At 66.7% G+C, this 19,490-nt stretch carries 19 protein-coding genes and 1 pseudogene; 15 read left to right on the forward strand and 5 right to left on the reverse strand.

Features of this window, described 5'->3' with window-relative positions; translation table 11 throughout:
* The first annotated feature begins 346 nt into the window (after positions 1 to 346).
* The 5 genes from ACSUZC_RS15125 to ACSUZC_RS15145 are packed head-to-tail and all read left to right on the forward strand — an operon-like array spanning position 347 to position 5,843.
* On the forward strand, positions 347 to 2,113 hold the full coding sequence (locus tag ACSUZC_RS15125) for a nitrite/sulfite reductase (protein ID WP_439029334.1): 1,767 nt from the start codon (positions 347 to 349) through the stop codon (positions 2,111 to 2,113).
* Entirely contained in the window at positions 2,110 to 2,859 is a 750-nt protein-coding gene (locus tag ACSUZC_RS15130) for a phosphoadenylyl-sulfate reductase (RefSeq protein WP_439029335.1), read from the forward strand. Before ACSUZC_RS15125 ends, ACSUZC_RS15130 begins: the two co-directional genes overlap by 4 nt.
* The gene (cysD, locus tag ACSUZC_RS15135; protein WP_439029336.1) at positions 2,841 to 3,812 is read left to right on the forward strand and encodes a sulfate adenylyltransferase subunit CysD; all 972 of its coding nucleotides are present in this window, start codon (positions 2,841 to 2,843) and stop codon (positions 3,810 to 3,812) included. Before ACSUZC_RS15130 ends, cysD begins: the two co-directional genes overlap by 19 nt.
* Before the next feature lies 1 nt (position 3,813).
* Entirely contained in the window at positions 3,814 to 5,109 is a 1,296-nt protein-coding gene (locus tag ACSUZC_RS15140; RefSeq protein ID WP_439029337.1) for a sulfate adenylyltransferase subunit 1, read from the forward strand.
* Positions 5,106 to 5,843 carry a sirohydrochlorin chelatase gene (locus tag ACSUZC_RS15145; protein WP_439029338.1) on the forward strand — a complete coding sequence of 246 codons (738 nt, stop codon included), beginning with the start codon at positions 5,106 to 5,108 and terminating at the stop codon, positions 5,841 to 5,843. The genes ACSUZC_RS15140 and ACSUZC_RS15145 overlap by 4 nt, the downstream gene beginning before the upstream one ends.
* Positions 5,844 to 6,123: 280 nt before the next feature.
* Here ACSUZC_RS15145 and ACSUZC_RS15150 read toward each other — a convergent pair whose 3' ends face one another.
* A complete protein-coding gene (locus tag ACSUZC_RS15150) occupies positions 6,124 to 6,324 on the reverse strand; it encodes a hypothetical protein (RefSeq protein ID WP_439029339.1) in 201 nt (66 codons plus the stop codon).
* A 148-nt stretch (positions 6,325 to 6,472) separates the two neighbouring features.
* On the opposite strand from ACSUZC_RS15150, the gene ACSUZC_RS15155 reads away from it, so the two are divergent.
* Complete coding sequence (locus ACSUZC_RS15155; protein ID WP_439029340.1) at positions 6,473 to 8,503, forward strand: glycoside hydrolase family 15 protein; 2,031 nt, start codon at positions 6,473 to 6,475, stop codon at positions 8,501 to 8,503.
* 74 nt (positions 8,504 to 8,577) lie between these two features.
* Here ACSUZC_RS15155 and ACSUZC_RS15160 read toward each other — a convergent pair whose 3' ends face one another.
* Positions 8,578 to 9,039: an SDR family NAD(P)-dependent oxidoreductase gene (locus ACSUZC_RS15160; protein WP_439029341.1), complete on the reverse strand. Its 462-nt coding sequence runs from the start codon at positions 9,037 to 9,039 to the stop codon at positions 8,578 to 8,580.
* Between the two features lie 9 nt (positions 9,040 to 9,048).
* Here ACSUZC_RS15160 and ACSUZC_RS15165 point away from each other — a divergent pair, with 9 nt between their 5' ends.
* Both ACSUZC_RS15165 and ACSUZC_RS15170 read left to right on the forward strand, forming a co-directional pair.
* Entirely contained in the window at positions 9,049 to 9,327 is a 279-nt protein-coding gene (locus ACSUZC_RS15165; RefSeq protein ID WP_439029342.1) for a hypothetical protein, read from the forward strand.
* 18 nt (positions 9,328 to 9,345) lie between these two features.
* Positions 9,346 to 9,824: pseudogene (locus ACSUZC_RS15170) on the forward strand (SDR family oxidoreductase).
* Between the two features lie 45 nt (positions 9,825 to 9,869).
* Here the strand turns inward: ACSUZC_RS15170 and ACSUZC_RS15175 are convergent.
* A complete protein-coding gene (locus ACSUZC_RS15175; RefSeq protein ID WP_439029343.1) occupies positions 9,870 to 11,663 on the reverse strand; it encodes a TIM barrel protein in 1,794 nt (597 codons plus the stop codon).
* A gap of 107 nt (positions 11,664 to 11,770) precedes the next feature.
* Between ACSUZC_RS15175 and ACSUZC_RS15180 the strand changes: the two genes are divergently transcribed.
* From ACSUZC_RS15180 to ACSUZC_RS15190, 3 genes are all read left to right on the forward strand, one after another.
* Complete coding sequence (locus tag ACSUZC_RS15180; protein ID WP_439029344.1) at positions 11,771 to 12,415, forward strand: TetR/AcrR family transcriptional regulator; 645 nt, start codon at positions 11,771 to 11,773, stop codon at positions 12,413 to 12,415.
* A gap of 105 nt (positions 12,416 to 12,520) precedes the next feature.
* The gene (locus ACSUZC_RS15185; RefSeq protein ID WP_439029345.1) at positions 12,521 to 13,405 is read left to right on the forward strand and encodes a shikimate dehydrogenase; all 885 of its coding nucleotides are present in this window, start codon (positions 12,521 to 12,523) and stop codon (positions 13,403 to 13,405) included.
* Positions 13,406 to 13,445: 40 nt separating this feature from the next.
* Positions 13,446 to 14,789 carry an MFS transporter gene (locus tag ACSUZC_RS15190; protein ID WP_439029346.1) on the forward strand — a complete coding sequence of 448 codons (1,344 nt, stop codon included), beginning with the start codon at positions 13,446 to 13,448 and terminating at the stop codon, positions 14,787 to 14,789.
* Positions 14,790 to 14,803: 14 nt separating this feature from the next.
* On the opposite strand, the gene ACSUZC_RS15195 is transcribed toward ACSUZC_RS15190, so the two are convergent.
* Entirely contained in the window at positions 14,804 to 15,553 is a 750-nt protein-coding gene (locus ACSUZC_RS15195; RefSeq protein WP_439029347.1) for an IclR family transcriptional regulator, read from the reverse strand.
* 71 nt (positions 15,554 to 15,624) lie between these two features.
* Here ACSUZC_RS15195 and pcaH point away from each other — a divergent pair, with 71 nt between their 5' ends.
* The 4 genes from pcaH to pcaC are packed head-to-tail and all read left to right on the forward strand — an operon-like array spanning position 15,625 to position 18,556.
* Positions 15,625 to 16,404 (forward strand): protocatechuate 3,4-dioxygenase subunit beta, encoded by a 780-nt coding sequence (pcaH, locus tag ACSUZC_RS15200; protein WP_439029348.1) that lies wholly within the window; start codon positions 15,625 to 15,627, stop codon positions 16,402 to 16,404.
* 1 nt (position 16,405) lies between these two features.
* Positions 16,406 to 16,963, forward strand: coding sequence for a protocatechuate 3,4-dioxygenase subunit alpha (pcaG, locus tag ACSUZC_RS15205; RefSeq protein ID WP_439029349.1), 558 nt, complete (start codon positions 16,406 to 16,408; stop codon positions 16,961 to 16,963).
* On the forward strand, positions 16,956 to 18,152 hold the full coding sequence (locus ACSUZC_RS15210; protein WP_439029350.1) for a lyase family protein: 1,197 nt from the start codon (positions 16,956 to 16,958) through the stop codon (positions 18,150 to 18,152). The genes pcaG and ACSUZC_RS15210 overlap by 8 nt, the downstream gene beginning before the upstream one ends.
* On the forward strand, positions 18,149 to 18,556 hold the full coding sequence (gene pcaC / locus ACSUZC_RS15215; RefSeq protein WP_439029351.1) for a 4-carboxymuconolactone decarboxylase: 408 nt from the start codon (positions 18,149 to 18,151) through the stop codon (positions 18,554 to 18,556). Before ACSUZC_RS15210 ends, pcaC begins: the two co-directional genes overlap by 4 nt.
* Before the next feature lie 13 nt (positions 18,557 to 18,569).
* Here pcaC and ACSUZC_RS15220 read toward each other — a convergent pair whose 3' ends face one another.
* The gene (locus tag ACSUZC_RS15220) at positions 18,570 to 19,478 is read right to left on the reverse strand and encodes a cation diffusion facilitator family transporter (RefSeq protein WP_439029352.1); all 909 of its coding nucleotides are present in this window, start codon (positions 19,476 to 19,478) and stop codon (positions 18,570 to 18,572) included.
* Positions 19,479 to 19,490: the final 12 nt, after the last annotated feature.

Here is a 19,490-nt window from a genome sequence, read left to right on the forward strand (position 1 = left end):
GCCGTTCGCCGGCGCACGAGTTCGCCGATCCGGGAACAGCGGCGTCCCAGCATGCGTTGTCGGCCACAGGCAGGGATCGTCCCGCCCGGTTTCCATCATCGTGATGGAAAATAACCCCAAGTAGACGAGTCGATGGGCAGCGTGGCACTATGGACCTCGTGATTTTCCCCGGGGTGTGGCTCGCAGCGCGCCGCCACATTGATCTCAAGCGCGTCAACAGCGCTTTCTGTCGCATCTAGCGACGTCTCGGCCCCGATTTGTCCCCCGTTCTGCGGGGATGCCGGCACGTTTCAGCCCGTAATTCGTGCAACGAACGCCGGCCCTGTGTGCCGGCACAGGAGAGTTCATGACGTCCACCACCGACGCCCCCGCCGTGTCCGGCGCGGGTGCAGAGCCCGATGCCTCCGCCGCCCGCGAGGCGCCCGCCGAGAAGCCAGCTCGTCCGGCCCGCAAGGCCCGTCCGGCCAAGCGTCGCGCCGAGGGCCAGTGGAAGCTCGGTTACCGAGAACCACTGAATCCCAACGAGCAGGTCAAAAAGGACGACAACCCGCTCAACGTGCGCGCCCGCATCGAGAACATCTACTCGAAGCAGGGCTTCGACTCGATCGACAAGCAGGATCTGCGCGGACGGATGCGCTGGTGGGGTCTGTACACCCAGCGCGCCGAGGGCTACGACGGCACCTGGACCGGCGACGAGAACATCGACATCCTCGAAGACAGCCACTTCATGATGCGCGTGCGCTGCGACGGTGGCGCGCTCAATGTCGAGCAGCTGCGCACCCTCGGTGAGATCTCCACCGAGTTCGCCCGCGACACCGCGGACCTCTCCGACCGCGAGAACGTCCAGTACCACTGGATCCGGATCGAGGACGTCCCGACGATCTGGGAGCGACTCGAAGGTGTCGGACTCAAGACCACCGAGGCCTGCGGCGACTGCCCGCGCGTCGTGCTGGGCTCGCCGCTCGCCGGTGAATCCCTCGACGAGGTCCTCGACCCCACCCCGGCCATCGACGAGATCGTCCGCCGCTACATCGGCGACCCGAAGTACTCGAACCTGCCGCGCAAGTTCAAGACCGCGATCTCGGGTCAGCAGGACGTGGTGCACGAGATCAACGACGTCGCCTTCGTCGGCGTCGTCCATCCCGAGCACGGTCCCGGCCTCGACCTCTGGGTCGGCGGCGGACTGTCCACCAATCCGATGCTCGCCCAGCGCGTCGGGGCGTGGGTCCCCCTCGACGAGGTGCCCGACGTGTGGGAGGCCGTGGTCTCGATCTTCCGTGACTACGGGTACCGACGGTTGCGTGCGAAGGCTCGTCTGAAGTTCCTCATCAAGGACTGGGGCATCGAGAAGTTCCGCCAGGTGCTCGAGGACGAGTACCTGGGCCGCAAGCTGATCGACGGCCCCGCCCCGGAGCAGCCGGAACGCCCGATCGACCACATCGGTGTGCAGAAGCTGCGCAACGGACTCAACGCGATCGGCTTCTCCCCCATCGCCGGACGCGTCTCGGGCACGATCCTGACCAAGGCCGCGGAGGCCGTCGCCGCGGCCGGTTCCGATCGCGTCCGCTTCACCCCGTACCAGAAGCTCATCGTCCTCGACGTCCCCGACGACAAGGTCGACTGGCTGATCGACGAGCTCAAGCCGCTCGGCCTGCACGGCCGCCCCACCCGGTGGCGCCGAAACCTGCTGGCCTGCAGCGGAATCGAGTTCTGCAAGCTCTCCTTCACCGAGACCCGCAAGCGTTCGCAGGTGCTCGCACCGGAGCTCGATGAGCGGCTCGAGGACATCAACTCGCAGCTCGACGTGCCGATCACGGTGAACATCAACGGTTGCCCCAACTCTTGCGGACGGTCGCAGATCGCCGACATCGGCTTCAAGGGGCAGCTCGTCGAGGACGCCGACGGTAATCAGACCGACGGGTTCCAGGTCCACCTCGGCGGGAGCCTGGGCCTCGACTCCGGTTTCGGTCGCAAGCTGCGCCAGCACAAGGTGCTCGGCACCGAACTGGGTGACTACATCGAGCGCGTCGTCCGCAACTTCGTGGACCAGCGCGAAGAAGGTGAACGGTTCGCGCAGTGGGCCGTTCGTGCCGACGAGGAGGCACTGCGATGACCATCGAGACGACTGCCCGCGCAGGGCGACGGTTCAGCGAGGACCAGCTGCGCGACATCGCGCAGAAGGGTGCCGCCGATCTCGGTTCCGACGCCACCCCTGAGGAACTCATCCGCTGGACCGCGCAGACTTTCGGCACCAACTTCGTCGTCGCGTCGAACATGCAGGACGCGGCCCTGGTCGACCTGGCCGTGAAGAACATCGACCGCGATCTCCTCGACGGCGACCCGGTCAAGGTGTTGTTCCTCGACACCGGCTACCACTTCGCCGAGACCATCGGCACGCGGGACGCCGTCGAGCAGGTGTACGGCGTGGACATGGTGAACCTGACTCCTGAGCACAGCGTCGCCGAGCAGGACGAACTGTTGGGGCGCAATCTGTTCGCGCGGGACCCGGGCGAGTGCTGCCGCCTGCGGAAGGTCGTGCCTCTCAAGGCCGGCCTCGCCGGGTACGACGCGTGGATCACCGGCATCCGTCGCGTGGAGGCACCGACGCGGGCCAACGCCCCGCTCATCTCCTTCGACGAGGGCTTCGGGCTGGTCAAGATCAATCCGATCGCAGCCTGGTCCGACGAGACCATGCAGGACTACATCGACTCCAACGGAGTGCTGGTGAATCCGCTTGTCGACGAGGGCTATCCCTCCATCGGGTGCGCTCCGTGCACCGCCAAACCCGAACCCGGATCCGATCCGCGCAGCGGCCGCTGGGCCGGCCGCGCCAAGACAGAATGTGGGCTGCACGCATGACCGTCACCGAGACCGCCGTCACCGAGCCGGGACAGCCGACCCCGGCACTCACCGACGCCGACGACTTCACCACGCTCGACGCGTTGGAGTCCGAGGCGATCCACATCTTCCGTGAGGTGGCCGGCGAGTTCGAGCGCCCGGTGATCCTCTTCTCGGGGGGCAAGGACTCCACCGTCCTGCTGCATGTCGCGCTGAAGGCGTTCTGGCCTGCGCCGCTGCCCTTCTCGCTGCTGCACGTGGACACCGGGCACAATCTGACCGAGGTGCTCGAGTTCCGCGATCAGGTCGTCGAGCGTCACAACCTGCGGCTGCATGTCGCCAAGGTCGAGGACTACCTCGCCGACGGCCGCCTCACCGAACGCCCCGACGGGGTCCGCAATCCCCTCCAGACCATCCCGTTGCTCGATGCCATCACCGAGAACCGCTTCGACGCGGTCTTCGGCGGCGGGCGCCGGGACGAGGAGCGCTCGCGGGCCAAGGAGCGGATCTTCTCGCTGCGCAACGCCTTCGGTCAGTGGGACCCGAAGCGTCAGCGCCCCGAGTTGTGGAACCTCTACAACGGCCGCCACGCGCCGGGTGAGCACGTACGCGTCTTCCCGCTGTCGAACTGGACCGAACTCGACATCTGGCGCTACATCGCCCGCGAGCAGGTGCTGCTGCCCTCGATCTACTACGCGCACGAACGTGACGTCTTCGAGCGTGACGGCATGTGGATGACCCCGGGCGTGTGGGGCGGACCCCGCGACGGTGAGGAGCTGAAGCGTCTTTCGGTGCGGTATCGGACCGTCGGCGATGGTTCGTCGACCGGTGCGGTGCTCTCCGACGCCGCCGACAACGAGGCCGTGCTGGCCGAGGTCGCCGCGTCGCGACTCACCGAGCGAGGCGCCACCCGTGGCGACGACCGGGTCTCCGAGGCCGCCATGGAAGACCGTAAGCGCGAAGGATATTTCTGACATGAAGCACTCCCCCGATCTCCTCCGCATCGCCACGGCCGGCAGCGTCGACGACGGTAAGTCGACTCTGGTCGGACGCCTGCTGTACGACACGAAGTCAGTGCTCGCCGACCAGATCGACGCCGTGACCAAGGCCTCGGTCGACCGAGGTCTCGACACCCCCGACCTCTCGCTGCTCGTCGACGGACTGCGCGCCGAACGCGAACAGGGCATCACCATCGACGTGGCGTACCGCTACTTCGCCACGCCCGCACGGTCCTTCGTCCTCGCGGACACGCCCGGTCACGTGCAGTACACGCGCAACACCGTCTCCGGCGCCTCGACCGCTCAGCTCGTGATCCTGCTCGTCGACGCTCGCAACGGTGTGGTCTCGCAGACCCGCAGGCATGCCGCGGTGATGGCGCTGCTCGGCGTCCCGCAACTCGTGCTCGCCGTCAACAAGATCGATCTGGTCGACGACCAGGCTTCGGTCTTCGCCGCCATCTCCGCCGAGTTCGCCGACCTCACACGTTCATTGGGCTGGTCCGACGACCAGGTCACCGCGATCCCGGTGTCGGCGCTCAATGGCGACAACGTCGCGACCCGGTCGGAGACAACCCCGTTCTACGACGGGCCCACCCTCATCGAGCATCTCGAGACCGTGCCGAACCTCGTCGAGCGCCATCGGGTGGGTCTGCGGTTCCCGGTGCAGTACGTCATCCGGCCCCGGACCTCGGAGTACCCGGACTACCGCGGGTACGCGGGTCAGATCGCGGCCGGACGCGTGTCGGTCGGCGACGAGGTCGTCGTCCTGCCGTCGGGCCAACGGACCACGGTCAGCCAGATCGACACCGCCGACGGACAACTCGCGAGCGCGCACACCGGCCGCAGCGTCACCATCCTGCTGGCCGACGACGTCGACATCTCGCGCGGCGACCTGATCGCCTCGGCGGGCGACGCCCCGGAACCGCTGCAGCAGTTCACCGCGACCGTCTGCTGGTTGGCCGAGAAGCCGCTACGCGCCGGAGCACGTCTGCTGCTCAAGCACGGTACCAAGACCACGCAGGCGATCGTCGGCGCGCTCGACGCCCAGTTCGACGAGCAGAACCTCGCGCTGGTCGAGGCTCCGGAGTCGGTGGAGCTCAACCAGATCGTGCGGATCTCGGTGCAGACCGCCGAGCCGATCCCGGCCGACGACTATCAGGTGAACCGCGAGTCGGGCAGCTTCCTGCTGATCGACCCGCAGGGCGGGAACACGTTGGCGGCCGGACTCGTCGGCGATGCACTCGAACCGCTGCACCTCAAAGAGCTGGTGTGAGCTCGACCCTCGTCCTCGCCGCACACGGCAGTCGCGATCCGCGTTTCGGCGCGACCGCGCGCCGGGTGCGAGATGCCGTGGCGGCGCAGCTTCCCGGCGTCGAGGTGGTCCTGTCCTACCTCGATCTCGACGAACCGCTCGTCGGTGACGTACTCAGTGGGCTGCACGCCGCCGCGGACGGCCAGGGCGAGCCGGTCGTCGTACCGATGCTGCTGTCGGCGGGCTTCCACCACAAGGTCGATCTCCCCGGGATCATCGACGCGAACCACCCGTCCGCGCGCCGGACCGGTGTCATGGGTACGCGGTCGCTGACCGGTGCCCTGGCCGACCGGCTGCTCGAGGCCGGTCTCGGCGAAGGCGACGGAGTGATCCTGTCGGCGGTCGGCTCGTCCGACCCCGAGGCGGACCGCTCCGTCCGCCTGCGGGCGATCGAGTTGTCGACGCGACTGCACCGGCCCGTCGAGGTGGTCTTCGCGACCAAACTCGGCCCGGGTGATCGCGCGCTGCACTCCGCGGTGCGCCGCCTGCATTCCGGAGGCGCCCGAAGGATCGCGCTGAGTCCGTACTTCCTGTCGGCGGGGTTGCTCACCGAGCGGGTCGAGCGGGCACTCGATGCCCTTGTCGACGAGACCCTCGTGGCCGGGCCGCTCGGTACACATCCGGATGTGGTGGATGCGATCTGTTCGCTCTACCGGCTCTCCGCCACCCGAATCACGGTGCCTACCGGTCGCTGAAGGATCGGTGCCCCACACCCCGTGACTCGCCCAAATGGGGTCGCATGCGATCTCGTTTCGGCCGTGCGACCTCGATCGAGGTCGCGTGGCCGAAACGATGTCGCATGCGACGCGAACTCACGACCCACGACGGCCCGTCCTGCTCGACCGCGGCCGGCCGTAGGGCTGGGAACGGTCAGGCCGGGCTGGGTACGGTCAGGTCAGGCCGTCAGGAGCCACGCGATGACGACGAGGATCAGCAGGGCGAGCAGCGCCAGCGTGACCGGCGAGCGCAGTATCTTCACAATCCGGTCCCATCGTCGTCGGCGAATCGGCGTCTGTCGAACAGCGCGGCTGCGGCATCGACCACGATGCTGAGCACAAAGGCGATCAGGATCGCCAGGGGAATCACCACGGCGACGGTCACGAGCAGCTGGGGGACGAAGGACAGGCCGGTCAGCCACTCCTCCACACTGTCCCACCAGGCGAAGAACGCCGTCACCCCATCACCTCGTCCATCCGTTGCTCGACCGGCGACACTCGTGCGTCCGGTGCCTCTCACCTGCGGCTCGGCGGGCCGTGACGACCGCCACCATCGACCCTCCGGGGGCCGACTGGCGTAGGCGAACGCCCATCGCAATGATAGGTCCATGTCTGCCGCAGATGACTCCACCGTAACGCCCCTGCCGAGCGTGACGTCCCCGGCACCCGGGAGTTCGGACGGCGCCGGCGTCGCGCGAATCGGCGGCCCGGGGTCGGCGCCGGTCACACACTCGACCCCCTCACACACGAGCGCCTTCCCGCCCATCGGCGACTACGCCTTCCTCTCCGACACCGAGACCAACTGTCTGATCGCCCGCAACGGGTCGGTGGAGTGGATGTGTGTGCCGCGCCCGGATTCACCGAGCGTCTTCGGCGCGATCCTCGATCGCAGCGCCGGTCATTTCCGCCTCGCCCCCTACGGTGTCAACGTCCCCGTGGATCGCCGGTACCTGCCGGGCAGTCTGATGGTCGAGACCACCTGGCAGACCGACACCGGGTGGATCATCGTCCGGGATGCGCTCGTCATGGGCCCCTGGCACGACAACGAGCGGCGCTCACGCACCCACCGCCGGACACCCACCGACTGGGATGCCGAGCACATCCTGCTCCGGACCGTGCGATGTGTCTCCGGCACAGTCGAATTGCACATGAGCTGTGAGCCGGCTTTCGACTATCACCGCGGTACCACCTCGTGGGAGTACTCCGGCCCCGCCTACGGTGAGGCCATCGCCGTCGCCAAGGAGACCGACAGCGACACACCCACCCTCAAACTCACCACCGACCTGCGGCTCGGCCTCGAAGGCCGGGAGGCGCGTGCGCGCACCCGACTCGTGGAGGGCGACAACAGGTTCGTCGCACTCAGCTGGTCGCGGCAGCCCGCCCCGCAGAACTTCGACGAGGCGGCGCAGAAGATGTGGGCCACCAGCGAATCGTGGCGGCAGTGGATCAACATCGGCAGCTTCCCCGACCATCCGTGGCGCTCGCATCTCCAGCGCTCCGCCCTGACACTCAAGGGCCTGACCTACTCGCCGACCGGCGCCCTGCTCGCGGCCGCGACCACGTCCCTTCCGGAAACACCTCAGGGAGAGCGCAACTGGGACTACCGCTACGCCTGGGTGCGCGATTCGACCTTCGCCCTGTGGGGGCTCTACACCCTGGGCCTCGATCGTGAGGCCGACGACTTCTTCTCCTTCATCGCCGATGTCTCAGGCATCACCAACGGCGAACGCCACCCGCTGCAGGTGATGTACGGCGTCGGGGGCGAACGCACCCTGGAAGAGGAGGAGTTGACCCACCTCTCGGGCTACGACGGCGCCCAACCGGTCCGGATCGGCAACGGTGCGTACAACCAGGCGCAGCACGACATCTGGGGCACCATGCTCGATTCGGTGTACCTGAACATCAAGTCGCACGAGACGATTCCCGAGACGCTGTGGCCGGTTCTCAAGGCGCAGGTCGAAGAGGCGATCAAGCACTGGCGAGAACCCGACCGCGGCATCTGGGAGGTCCGGGGCGAGCCCCAGCACTTCACCTCGTCGAAGGTCATGTGCTGGGTGGCCCTCGACCGTGGGTCTCGCCTGGCGACGATGCACGGGGAACGCACGCACGCCCGCGAGTGGGCGGCGATCGCCGAGGAGATCCGGGCCGACATCCTCGAACACGGGGTCAACGACCGCGGTGTGTTCACCCAGCGCTACGGCGACGACGCGCTCGACGCCTCGTTGCTGCTCGTCCCGCTGCTGCGATTCCTGCCGCCCGACGACCATCGGGTGCGCGCAACGGTTCTCGCGATCGCCGACGAACTCACCGAGAACGAGCTGGTGCTCCGGTACCGGGTCGAGGAGACCGACGACGGCCTCAGCGGTGAAGAGGGCACCTTCACCATCTGCTCGTTCTGGTTGGTGTCGGCACTCGTGGAGATCGGCGAACTCCCGCGCGCGAAAACGCTGTGCGAACGCCTGCTCTCCTACTCGAGCCCGCTGAAGCTCTACGCCGAGGAGATCGACGCCAAGACCGGACAGCACCTCGGCAACTTCCCGCAGGCATTCACCCACCTCGCACTCATCAACGCCGTGATGCACGTGATCCGCGCGGAGGAGGCGGCACACCAGGCCACCTTCCAGCCCGCGAATCACTGAGCGCGGCCGCAGTTCGGTCGTCCCTGCCGGCGGCTCGAGCCGGCAGGGACATCTGTGTTTTTCGGTTGCTGCGGTCAGACCGTGGTTGCGCCGAGCGCGAGCATGTCGGCGACCATGGGTTGATGAGACAGCAGACCCGCGTCGACTCTGATCTCCTGGCCGTTGATGCCGGCGGCGTCGTCCGAGGCAAGAAACGCGAACACTTTGGCTTGCTGCTCCGGAGTGGGCATTTCCGGGTTGAGATTCTGGCGCCGGAAGATGTTCTTGATCTCCTCGGGGAGCTGCTGCGCAGGGGGCGAGGACGTGGTGCCCGGGCTGACGGCGTTGCAGCGCACTCCTTCTCGGCCGTACTGGGTGGCCAGGAACCTGGTGAGCGCAACCACACCGGCTTTGGACGCACCGTAACCGCTCAGGCTGGTGTCACCCGCGGATCCGTGTGTGGACGCAGTGTTGACGATTGCTCCGCCGGCTTTACGGAGGTATGGCAACGTGTGCTTGCTCAGCAGCATCACATTCACCAGGCACTCGGCGTTCATGGACGCATCATGCACATTCTCGCCGCGGACCTTCTCTACCTCTCCGATGACGAACAGTTCCGGCTGCGCGAAACCCAGCGCGAGTACGTCGCCGAGTGGATAGAGGCGATCTGCGCGATGTCCGACGAGGTGACCGTCGACGACGCACGCGCGCTCGCGCAGGCGGCGATCTCGGTCATCACCGACGTCAGCCAGAACCCGGAACTCAAGACCCGGCCCGGCCTCGCCGAGCAGCTGTCGGCGCTCGCCCACGCGATGGTCGTTCCCCAGGGACTCGAACCCTCGTGATCCCCACATGTCGAAGGGATGTCTGTCTTGTCCTCTCCCGAATCTCGTAGTGCCGTCGTCGTAGGGGGCGCCTCCGGCATCGGAGCCGCCATCGCGCGCGCACTGGCCGCCGACGGCGCTGCCGTCACCGTCGCCGATCGCAACATCGATCTCGCGAGAACCCTTGCCGCCGAACTCGGCTCGCCCCACGACGCAGCGCCGGTCGACGTCGTGGACGAAGAGCCGGTCCGTGATCTGTTCGCGTCAATGCGATCGCGCCTGGAATCGTGATGACACCCCTGACGGCGCCGTCGATGTCGGTGCCGGGTCTCGAGGAAGACTACCTGGCAAACACCCCGCTGGGACGATCGGGAACCCCCGAGGAGATCGCCGAGGCCGCGGTCTACATGACTCATGCATCCTGGCTCACCGGAGAGAGCCTCGACCTCAACGGTGGCGCACACCTGGTTCGTTACCCGGACCTACTCAAGCACTTTCATCAAGCCTCGGCCGTTTGAGTACGGCTGTACCAGATCGCCCGATCGCCGTACTTGCCCGACCGCTCATCGCCGCACGGTACCGACGCTGCGCTGCGCGGCGAGGCGTACCGGCGCGTTGTCCGTGCCGTAGCCGTCGTATCCGCCGAACCGCTGGACGAACTCGAAGAACACCGTGCCGACCGTGCGGGTGTAAAAGTGGATGAAGTGTCCCCCGTCGGGGCTGCGGTCGTAGAGCAGGTTGAGTTCACGCAATTCGGCAACGGTGGCGTCGGGCAGGCCGAACCGCCCCGACAGGTAGTCGTAGTAGTTGTCCGGCACAGTCAGGAACACCAGTCCGGCGGCCGAGGCCGACCGAGCCAACGCGAGGACGTCCGAACACGCGAACGCCACGTGCTGTGGCAGTCCGGCATCGTCGAGGATGTGGGGAGCGACGTTGAGCGGCAGCCGCACCGACGAATCCGCGTTGCGCAGCACCTGGCTGCGGACCAGGCCCGTGGGGCCCGGCACGTCGGAGGGGGCATCGGCGGTCATGCCGAAAACACTCGTGAGGAACAACCGGGCGTCCTCGGCGGTCTGCCACGGCTGGGTCAGGTTCACATGGTCGATCGCGCCGACGAAGCCCGGATCGGCATCGGGCAGACCGCGTTCGAACTCCGCAACCCACGCCGGAGTGCCGTCCCCCGCAGGCTCGGTCACCCAGAAGAATCCGGTGCCGTCCGGAGCGAGCGCACCGCCGAACGGCTGTTCGGCCGCAAATGTGCGTCGGTAGGCGACCGGTGCCATCAGCTCAGCAGCCCGTTGAGAGGTGGCATCGGCATCCGGCACCTGGATCCCGACGGCCGCGACATGCGCCACCTCGTCTCGTGCCTGTTGCTCGTTGAGCACGACGCGAGCACCACCGGCCGACCACAGCGACACCGGCTTGGTGCGATGCCGGCCGCGCGGCGTGAATCCCAGTTGGCCGAGCAGGACCTCGACCTCGCTCATGTCCTCAGCCTTGAGCTCGACGAAGTCGAATCCGGTGGGCGGTTTGGCGTCGGTGAGGGTCGACGACACCTGGTCGCGTAGCCACAACAACGACCGTAATGCGTGCACCGCGGTGTGGCCCGGGTCTGTCTGGCGGAAGGTGTCGTTGAATACCTCGAGCGACAGCGGGCCCGTATAGCCGGCGGCGAGGGTGTACCGCACGAACTCGGCCAGGTCGAAGGCACCTTCACCGGGGAACAACCGGTGATGACGACTCCACGACAAGACGTCCATTTTCAGCGCCGGGGCATCCGCGAGCTGCAGGTAGAAGATCTTCTGGCCTTCGATGTCGGCGATCGCCGCCGGATCGTGGCCGCGGGACAGAACATGGAAGCTGTCAAGGCAGATACCCACTGCCGCGTGGTCGGCGAGTTGCACGATTCGCCAGGCCCGACGGTAGTCGTCGATGAACCGGCCCCAGGCCAGCGCCTCGAAAGCGATGCGGATGCCGTAGCCGGCAGCCAGGTCGCCTATGCGGCGCAACTGGTCGGCGGAGAGCTCATCGGAGTCGATGGTGGCGGTGGCGACATTGCTGCAGACGAGCACGGTGTCGATACCGAGCCGCTGCGCCGTGGCGAAGGTGGCGCCGGCGCGGCGGAGGTTGTCGGTGAAGGTCGTCTCGTCGACGCCCTCGAGGTCGCGCAGCGGCTGATAGAGGTCGAGGGACAACCCGAGGCGACGCGCCAGATGTCGGATCTCCTCGGGCGAGTGCTCACTGGCGATCAGGTCGGGCTCGAATATCTCCACGCCGTCGAATCCGGCGTCGGCACAGGCGTGCAGCTTCTCGACGAGCGATCCGGACAGTGAGACCGTGGCGATCGACGTCTTCATCGTTCCTCCTGTGATGGGTGCCACTACCGCCGTCAATGTACCAAACAGTTAATTGAGACGGAAGGGTTGCTCGGGTACCCGAGTCGCCACCAGTAAGCTCTGTCGACATGGCCGCCAAACCGAGAGCTGAGCTGCAGCGTGATGCCGAGCGCACACGAGCGGAGCTGTTGGAGGTGGCCACCGAGGTATTCGCCGAGTCGGGATATTCCGGGGCCCGAGTGGATGAGATCGCCGAGCGCACCCGCACCACGAAGCGGATGATCTATTACTACTTCGGCGGCAAACAGCAGTTGTATCTGGCCGTTCTGGACAACGCATATCGCGGTATCCGCACTGCTGAGCAGCGTTTGCGCGTAGATCATTCCGATCCCGTGGTCGCGATCCGCAGGCTCACCGAGGTGACGTTCGACCATCACATCGCCCACGACGCCTTCATCCGTCTGGTCTCCATCGAGAACATTCACCGGGGCGAGTTCGTCCGACAGTTACGTGAGCTACCCGAACTGTCCCGGCCCGCGACGTCGCTGCTCGACGAGATCCTGCGTGACGGACGCGAAGCCGGCGCCTTCCGCGATGACGTCGACGCCCTCGACGTACACCTCGTGATCAGCTCGTACTGCGTGTTCCAGGTCGCCAACCGCTACACATTCGGATACCTCTTCGACGTCGACCTCTCCGAGACCTCGCAGCGCGCCCACCTGCGTCGCATGCTCGGTGACATGGTGGTCGGCTGGCTCACCAGCCGGCCATAAACCCACCCTCGGCGAGTCCCACCTCACATTCGCCCCTTGACGGGACTCGCATCACAGTGCTGTACTTTCCGTACGTACTAGTTCGTACATTAAGGAAGGCGCCTGATGACCTCCAAGTCGGACGCGGGACGGCCCTATCTGGTGGGCCTCGTGGGCACCGGTGTGGGTCCCTCTCTGACCCCCGCTTTGCACATGGCCGAAGGCCGTGCGCAGGGCCTGGACTACGTGTACCGGACGATCGACCTCAACACATTCGGAGTGGCCCCGCACCGGATCGGCGACGTGCTGTCGTGGGCGCGGACCCTTGGCTATGACGCACTGAACATCACCCATCCGTGCAAGCAGCTCGTCATCGACCATCTCGACGACGTCGATGAGCCCGCACGCACGCTCGGCGCGGTCAACACCGTGGTCTTCGACCGCGGGCGGACCATCGGGTACAACACCGACACCACCGGGTTCGCACACGGCTTCGCTGAAGGGTTGCCCGCAGCGCCGATGGCTGCCGCGGTGCTGGTCGGCGCCGGCGGCGCCGGCTCGGCAGTCGGCGACGCGCTGCTGCGAATGGGTGTCGCCCACCTGACAGTCGTCGACCTCGACGTCGACCGGGCCGCCACGCTGGCCTGTCAACTTGCCGACCGATACGCGTCGGCCCGCGTCGACGCATCCTCGCTCGACAAATTGTCGGTGCTGTTGCCCGACAGCGATGGCGTCGTGCACGCGACTCCGACCGGCATGGCCGAGCACCCGGGACTGCCGTTCGATGCCGCACTGCTGCGCCCCGGCCTGTGGGTGGCCGACATCGTCTACCGGCCTATCGATACTGCGCTGCTGCAGGCGGCCCGCGCCGCCGGCTGTCGGACCCTGGACGGCGGGCACATGGCCGTGTACCAAGCCGTCGACGCCTTCGCCCTGATCACCGGACGCACGCCGGACGCCGCGAGAATGTCGGCCCACTTTCGCGACCTCGTCGCCCGAACCGCCACCTGAACCCCTCACCACCCAGCACCATCTCGTTAAGGAGCAGCCGATGACCAACGACGCCCCCTCGACGCCAGACGCGCCTGACGGACGTACACCGAAACGCGCCGCGCTGGCCAGCTTCACGGGCAGCGCAGTCGAGTACTACGACTTCTTCTTGTTCGGATCGGCTGCCGCACTGATCTTTCCGCACGTGTTCTTCCCGTCCGACGACGAAGCCGCGCTGGTGATGTCGTTCGCGACGTTCGGATTCGCCTACGTGGCGAGGCCGGTGGGCGCGTTCATCCTCGGCCATTTCGGTGACCGCATCGGTCGCCAGCGCGTGCTGATGTTCACGCTCGTGCTGATGGGCCTGTCGACGTTCCTGATCGGCTGCCTGCCCAGTTTCGACACGATCGGCTGGGCCGCCCCGGCCCTGCTGGTGATCTGTCGGTTGATGCAGGGCCTGTCGGCCGCGGGAGAGCAAGCCGGGGCCAGTTCGCTGACCCTCGAGCACTCACCCGATGACCGGCGCGCATTCTTCACCTCCTGGACCCTGACCGGAACCCAGGGCGGACTCATCCTCGCCTCGCTCGTGCTGATTCCGTTCGTTTCCCTGCCCGACGAAGCCAAGTACAGCTGGGGCTGGCGCGTGCCGTTCTGGCTGAGCGCTGTCGTGGTCGTCGTCGCCTACTTCATTCGCCGCCAGCTGCACGAGACACCTCAGTTCGCCGAGGCCAAGGCAGCGGGGACGATCGCGCGGGTGCCGCTGGTGCCGCTGCTTCGCGACCACTGGCGTGACGTACTGCGCGTGATCCTCTGCGCGTTCATCGCCGCGGTGTCGACGGTGTTCGGCAACCTCGCGATCGCCTACGGCAAAGAAGTAGGCCTGGATACCGACGTCACGTTGTGGCTGGTCGTGGTCGCCAACGTCGTCGCACTCGGCACCCAGCCGATGTTCGGAATCCTCGCCGATCGCATCGGACGCAAGCCGGTGTTCGTCTACGGCGCAGTCTCTTCGGCCGTGCTGATGCCGTTCTACATGCTCTCGATGAGCGGTGACAACAATCTGCTGACCTTCGCACTCGCGGTGGCCACGTTCTCGTGCGGTTACGCCGCCGCCAATGCGGTGTGGCCCTCGTTCTACGGCGAGATGTTCTCCACGCGGGTTCGTTTCTCCGGCATGGCGATCGGCACTCAACTGGGCTTTCTCGTCGCCGGGTTCGCACCCTCGATCGTCACCGCGCTGGGCGGGGTGCGGGAAGGCGGCTGGGTGGTGATCAGCATCTTCACCGCGGTGGTCTGTCTCATCTCCGCCGCCGCGGCGCTGACCGCACGCGAAACCAAGGACGTCCCCACCACGATGCTGGGCCACAAAGTTCCGGAATCTGCCAAAGATCTTGTCCACCACTGATTTTCCAGTACCGGCTACAGCAGGCGCCCGATCCCTCGCGCGGCGACCTGCAGGGCTCCGAGCAACCGTTGGCGGTCGCGCTTGAGAGTGGGTACCACCACTCCGATCGCGGCCGCCACGGTGTCGTCGGAGACCCGTATCACCGGTACCGCCATCGAGCACGCCCCCCGTGACATCTCCTCGACGGTGGTGGCCACGCCGTCGCGCCGCACCTTTTCCAGCTGTGCCACAAGAACGTTGGGCGCGGTGATCGTGTACGGCGTCACCCGGGTGAGGTTCGCCAACGCCTGCCGCTCCACATCCTTCGAGGCGTGCGCGAGCAAGACTTTGCCCACGCCGGTGCAGTGCAGAGGCAGTCGACTGCCCACCGTACTGACAATCGGCACCGACGCACGGCCCGCCATCCGCTCGAGATACAACACCTGGGCGCCGTCGAGCACGGCCAGGTGCACGGTCGCCAGCGTGGCTGCGTAGACGTCGTGCAGAAACGGCTCCGCCACCTGCTTGAGCCTGCCCTCGACCGGAGCCTGCAAGCCGGCCTCCCACAACAGCCTGCCGATGACGTAGCGTCCGTCGTCACGACGGTCCAGCGCCCCACCCGCGACCAACTCCCCCGCCAGCCGAGAAGCTGTGGGAAGCACCAGATTCGACCGCTGCGCAAGCTCGGTCAGTGTCAGCGCACGATGCCCTTCGTCGAAGGCGCCGATGATCGCGAGCACTCGAGACGCCACCGTGGCCCCGGGCACCGAAGTGTTTCCGGCCATCTGTCCAGTCCTTTCACTGAGCGGAAGTATAGTCTTCCGTTCGCGAGCCAGGAATAGTTAGCCTCACGGTCATGACAGTCCCTATCGACACCAATCCCGACAGTGCGTCGACGAGCCAGGCGGAGATCAACGCCGAGATCGCCGCCATCGAAACCGGTTATCTACAAACCGGTGTCGAGGAGACGCAGCCACGTCTGGACTACGCGCCCTACCGCAGTAGCCTGCTCCGCCACCCCACCAAGAACCTTCATCACGCCGATCCGGAGACCATCGAAACCTGGGCGCCGGTGTTCGGAGCGCGAGACGTTCATCCACTGGAAGCAGATCTGACGATCCAGTGCGACGGCGAGCCGATCGGTGAGCGCATGGTGGTGACCGGACGCGTCGTCGACGGCGAAGGGCGACCGGTGCGCCGCCAGCTCGTCGAGATCTGGCAGGCCAATTCGGCCGGCCGCTACATCCACAAACGTGACCAGCACCGGGCGCCGATCGATCCCAACTTCACCGGCGTAGGGCGGTGCCTCACCGATGACGACGGCACCTATCGATTCACCACCATCAAACCGGGCCCGTACCCGTGGAAGAACCACCGCAATGCCTGGCGTCCGGCACATATTCACTTCTCGTTGTTCGGACAGGCTTTCACCCAGCGGATGATCACCCAGATGTACTTCCCGGGTGACCCGTTGTTCGCCCTGGACCCCATCTACCAGGCGATCACCGACCAGAAAGCCCGCGACAGGCTGGTCGCGGCCTACGATCACGACGTCACGACCCATGAATGGGCCAACGGATACCGCTGGGACATCGTCCTGGCCGGCCCACACCGCACGCTTTTCGAGGAGGACTGACATGGGCACGCTGCTGACCGCGACGCCGGGCCAGACCATCGGCCCCTTCTACGGCTACGCCCTCCCGTTCGACCGTGGCAACGAGCTGGTTCCGCGGGGTGTTCCGGGTTCCATCCGATTCCACGGCCTCGTCACCGACGGAGCGGGTGAGCCGGTGCCCGACGTGATGCTGGAGATCTGGCAAGCCGACGGTGACGGGAAGATCGCCCGATCGAGCGGGTCGTTGCACCGCGACGGCTGGACGTTCACGGGTTGGGGCCGAGTGTCGACCGACGACGAGGGCCGCTACAGCTTCACCACTGTCGAACCCGGGCCGACCGATCCCGGCCGTGCCCCGTTCTTCGCCATCACCGTGTTCGGTCGCGGCTTGCTCAACCGCTTGTTCACACGCGCATACGTGCCTGGCCCCGACCTTGCCGACGAATCCCTGTTGGCAGACCTGCCCGAGGACCGTAGGCAGACCCTGATCGCCGAGCGCGACGCGCATGGCCTGCGGTTCGACATCCGACTGCAGGGCGAGGACGAAACCGTCTTCCTGCGCTTCTCGGCCGGTGAGTGACTTGTTCTGGCCGGGCGATCACCGGGCCGGAGACGTGATGAGCACCGCCGCCCTCCTCGACGCCATGGTGAGCGTCGAGAATGTCTGGTTGGCAACACTTGTCGACTCCGGCATCGCGCCCGCCACCGCCGCAGCCGATCTCTCTGACCTGATCCGGCCCGGTGACCTCGATCCGATCGCCAGAGCCGCCGAACGTGACGGCAACCCGGTCACCGGCCTGGTCGCGCTGATGCGGTCCCGCGTCGACGGCGATCCATCCCGCTGGTTACACCGCGGCCTGACCAGTCAGGACGTGCTCGACACCGCACTGATGTGGTGCCTGCGTGACGGCCTGAAGGCCATCACCGATGACATCGGTCGGCAGCTTCATCAACTGATCGAACTGACAGAAGCGAACCGCGGCGCGCCGATGCTGACCCGGACCCTGACCCAAGCCGCGGTGCCCGGCACCGTCGGCCGCAAATTCGCAGTCTGGCTGACCGCGATTCTCGACGCCGCCGAAGGTGTGAAAGCCTGCTCTGCCCTGCCCATCGCCGCCGGTGGCGCGGCCGGAACGTTGGCCGCGACCACCGAGCTCGCCGGATCTCCGGAGGCCGCGGTGTCGCTGACCCGATCGTGGGCGGATGGTCTCGGTTTGGCGGCGGCCGATCCCTGGCACACCACCCGTTCGGTCATCACCCGAACCGGCGACGCGTTGGTCGGCTGCTGTGACGCCTGGGGGCATCTCGCCAACGACGTCGCCGCCGGAATCCGGGCCGGCGAACTGGCCGAGGGATCTTCCGGTGGCTCATCGACGATGCCGCACAAGAACAATCCGGTACTCACCGTGCTTCTGCGCCGGGCCGCACTGACCGCTCCCCCACTGGGGGCCACCCTGCACGCGGCGTCCGCGGCAAGTGTCGACGAACGCTCCGACGGCGGATGGCACGCAGAATGGGCCACACTCGCCACTCTGACGCGTCGTACCGTGGTGGCCGCGGCGGAGGCGACAGACCTACTTGCCGGGCTGCAGGTCGACATCGATTTAGCTGCCGAGAACCTCGCCGATGCCCAGGGCATTCGCGCCGAACAGCAGACGATGGCCGAATTGACCGGTAGAGAACCCGCACCCGACTACCTGGGCGCGACCGACATCTTCATCGACAACGCGCTGCAGCGAGCACGCGACTACCTGAAGGACACACCATGACCATCGATGGCGACGGCATGATCGTGCGTCGCGAGGTGCTCGGCGACGATCACGTCGACCGCGCACTCGCGGCCACCACGGATTTCACCGCCGAGTTCCAGAACCTCATCACCAGGTACGCCTGGGGTGAGATCTGGACACGGCCCGGCCTGGACCGGCGATCACGGTCGATGATCACCCTGACCGCGTTGATCGCCCGGGGCCACCATGAGGAATTGGCGATGCATGTGCGCGCCGCTCGACGCAACGGGCTCACCGACAACGAAATCAAGGAAGTGCTGTTGCAGAGCGCCATCTACTGCGGTGTGCCCGATGCCAACACGGCGTTTCGGATCGCGTCCCAAGTGCTCGCCGAGGACGGTGAACGGCACGAGAACCAGGGCGACGGCGCCTCTGACGTCTGAGGGCGTCGTCCACTCAGTCCAGCCGCCAGTCCTCGTAGGCGCGTGGATCGTTGATCGGTTCGACGTGCATCGTCACGTTGAGGTCGTCGACCGCGGCACGTAACTCGGTCTCCACCTGCTCGGTGAGGTCGTGCGCGCGCTGCACCGACCATTCGCCGGGAACGAGCATGTGCAGCTGGACGAATCGCTCGTGGCCGGCCTCGCGGGTCCGGATGTCGTGGAAGTCGATGCCCTCGGCACGGTGGGCGGCGAGGACCCCGTCGATCGCGGTGCGCTCGTCGTCGGGCAGGGCGGAATCCATCAGTCCCGCACCCGATCGCCGGATCAGCTGTCCGCCCACGACGAGGATGTTGACGGCCACCGCGATGGCGATCAGCGCATCGAGTGGCAGCCAGCCCGTCACCGCGACGAGGAGGACCCCGACGACGACGCCGACCGTCGTCCACACGTCGGTCATCAGGTGCTTGCCGTCGGCCTCGAGGGTGAGTGAACGATGCCGGCGTCCGGCGCGGATGAGGACCCATCCGACGGCCGCGTTCAGTCCGGTGGCCACCAGTGAGATCGCCAGCCCCACCCCGACTTCCTCGAGATCCCGAGGGTGGAACAACCGGTCGACGGCGGCGACGATGATCGTGACGGCGGCGACGACGATCATCACGCCCTCGAACACCGCCGAGAAATACTCGGCCTTGGTGTGCCCGAAGTTGTGGCCCCGGTCCGGCGGCTTGGCCGCCACGCGCAGGGCGACGAAAGCACCCACCGCGGCAACGAGATTGACCACCGACTCCAGGGCGTCGGACAGCAGGCCGACAGAGCCGGTGATCCGCCACGCGACGAGTTTCAGACCGATGACGACGATCGCGGTCACGATGCTGAGCACCGCGAAGGCGGAGAGGTCTCGGCGTCGGTTGCGCGTGGTCACGGACGAATGCCG

This window comes from Gordonia terrae, assembly GCF_051789125.1.
Lineage (GTDB): Bacteria > Actinomycetota > Actinomycetes > Mycobacteriales > Mycobacteriaceae > Gordonia > Gordonia terrae_A.

Bases quoted from the DNA above. Each gene is read 5' to 3' on its own strand.
- ACSUZC_RS15125 (WP_439029334.1), top strand. From the start codon at position 347: ATGACGTCCACCACCGACGCCCCCGCCGTGTCCGGCGCGGGTGCAGAG.
- ACSUZC_RS15130 (WP_439029335.1), top strand. From the start codon at position 2,110: ATGACCATCGAGACGACTGCCCGCGCAGGGCGACGGTTCAGCGAGGAC.
- cysD (WP_439029336.1), top strand. From the start codon at position 2,841: ATGTGGGCTGCACGCATGACCGTCACCGAGACCGCCGTCACCGAGCCG.
- ACSUZC_RS15140 (WP_439029337.1), top strand. From the start codon at position 3,814: ATGAAGCACTCCCCCGATCTCCTCCGCATCGCCACGGCCGGCAGCGTC.
- ACSUZC_RS15155 (WP_439029340.1), top strand. From the start codon at position 6,473: ATGTCTGCCGCAGATGACTCCACCGTAACGCCCCTGCCGAGCGTGACG.
- ACSUZC_RS15160 (WP_439029341.1), bottom strand. From the start codon at position 9,039: ATGAACGCCGAGTGCCTGGTGAATGTGATGCTGCTGAGCAAGCACACG.
- ACSUZC_RS15165 (WP_439029342.1), top strand. From the start codon at position 9,049: ATGCACATTCTCGCCGCGGACCTTCTCTACCTCTCCGATGACGAACAG.
- ACSUZC_RS15175 (WP_439029343.1), bottom strand. From the start codon at position 11,663: ATGAAGACGTCGATCGCCACGGTCTCACTGTCCGGATCGCTCGTCGAG.
- ACSUZC_RS15180 (WP_439029344.1), top strand. From the start codon at position 11,771: ATGGCCGCCAAACCGAGAGCTGAGCTGCAGCGTGATGCCGAGCGCACA.
- ACSUZC_RS15185 (WP_439029345.1), top strand. From the start codon at position 12,521: ATGACCTCCAAGTCGGACGCGGGACGGCCCTATCTGGTGGGCCTCGTG.
- ACSUZC_RS15190 (WP_439029346.1), top strand. From the start codon at position 13,446: ATGACCAACGACGCCCCCTCGACGCCAGACGCGCCTGACGGACGTACA.
- ACSUZC_RS15195 (WP_439029347.1), bottom strand. From the start codon at position 15,553: ATGGCCGGAAACACTTCGGTGCCCGGGGCCACGGTGGCGTCTCGAGTG.
- pcaH (WP_439029348.1), top strand. From the start codon at position 15,625: ATGACAGTCCCTATCGACACCAATCCCGACAGTGCGTCGACGAGCCAG.
- pcaG (WP_439029349.1), top strand. From the start codon at position 16,406: ATGGGCACGCTGCTGACCGCGACGCCGGGCCAGACCATCGGCCCCTTC.
- pcaC (WP_439029351.1), top strand. From the start codon at position 18,149: ATGACCATCGATGGCGACGGCATGATCGTGCGTCGCGAGGTGCTCGGC.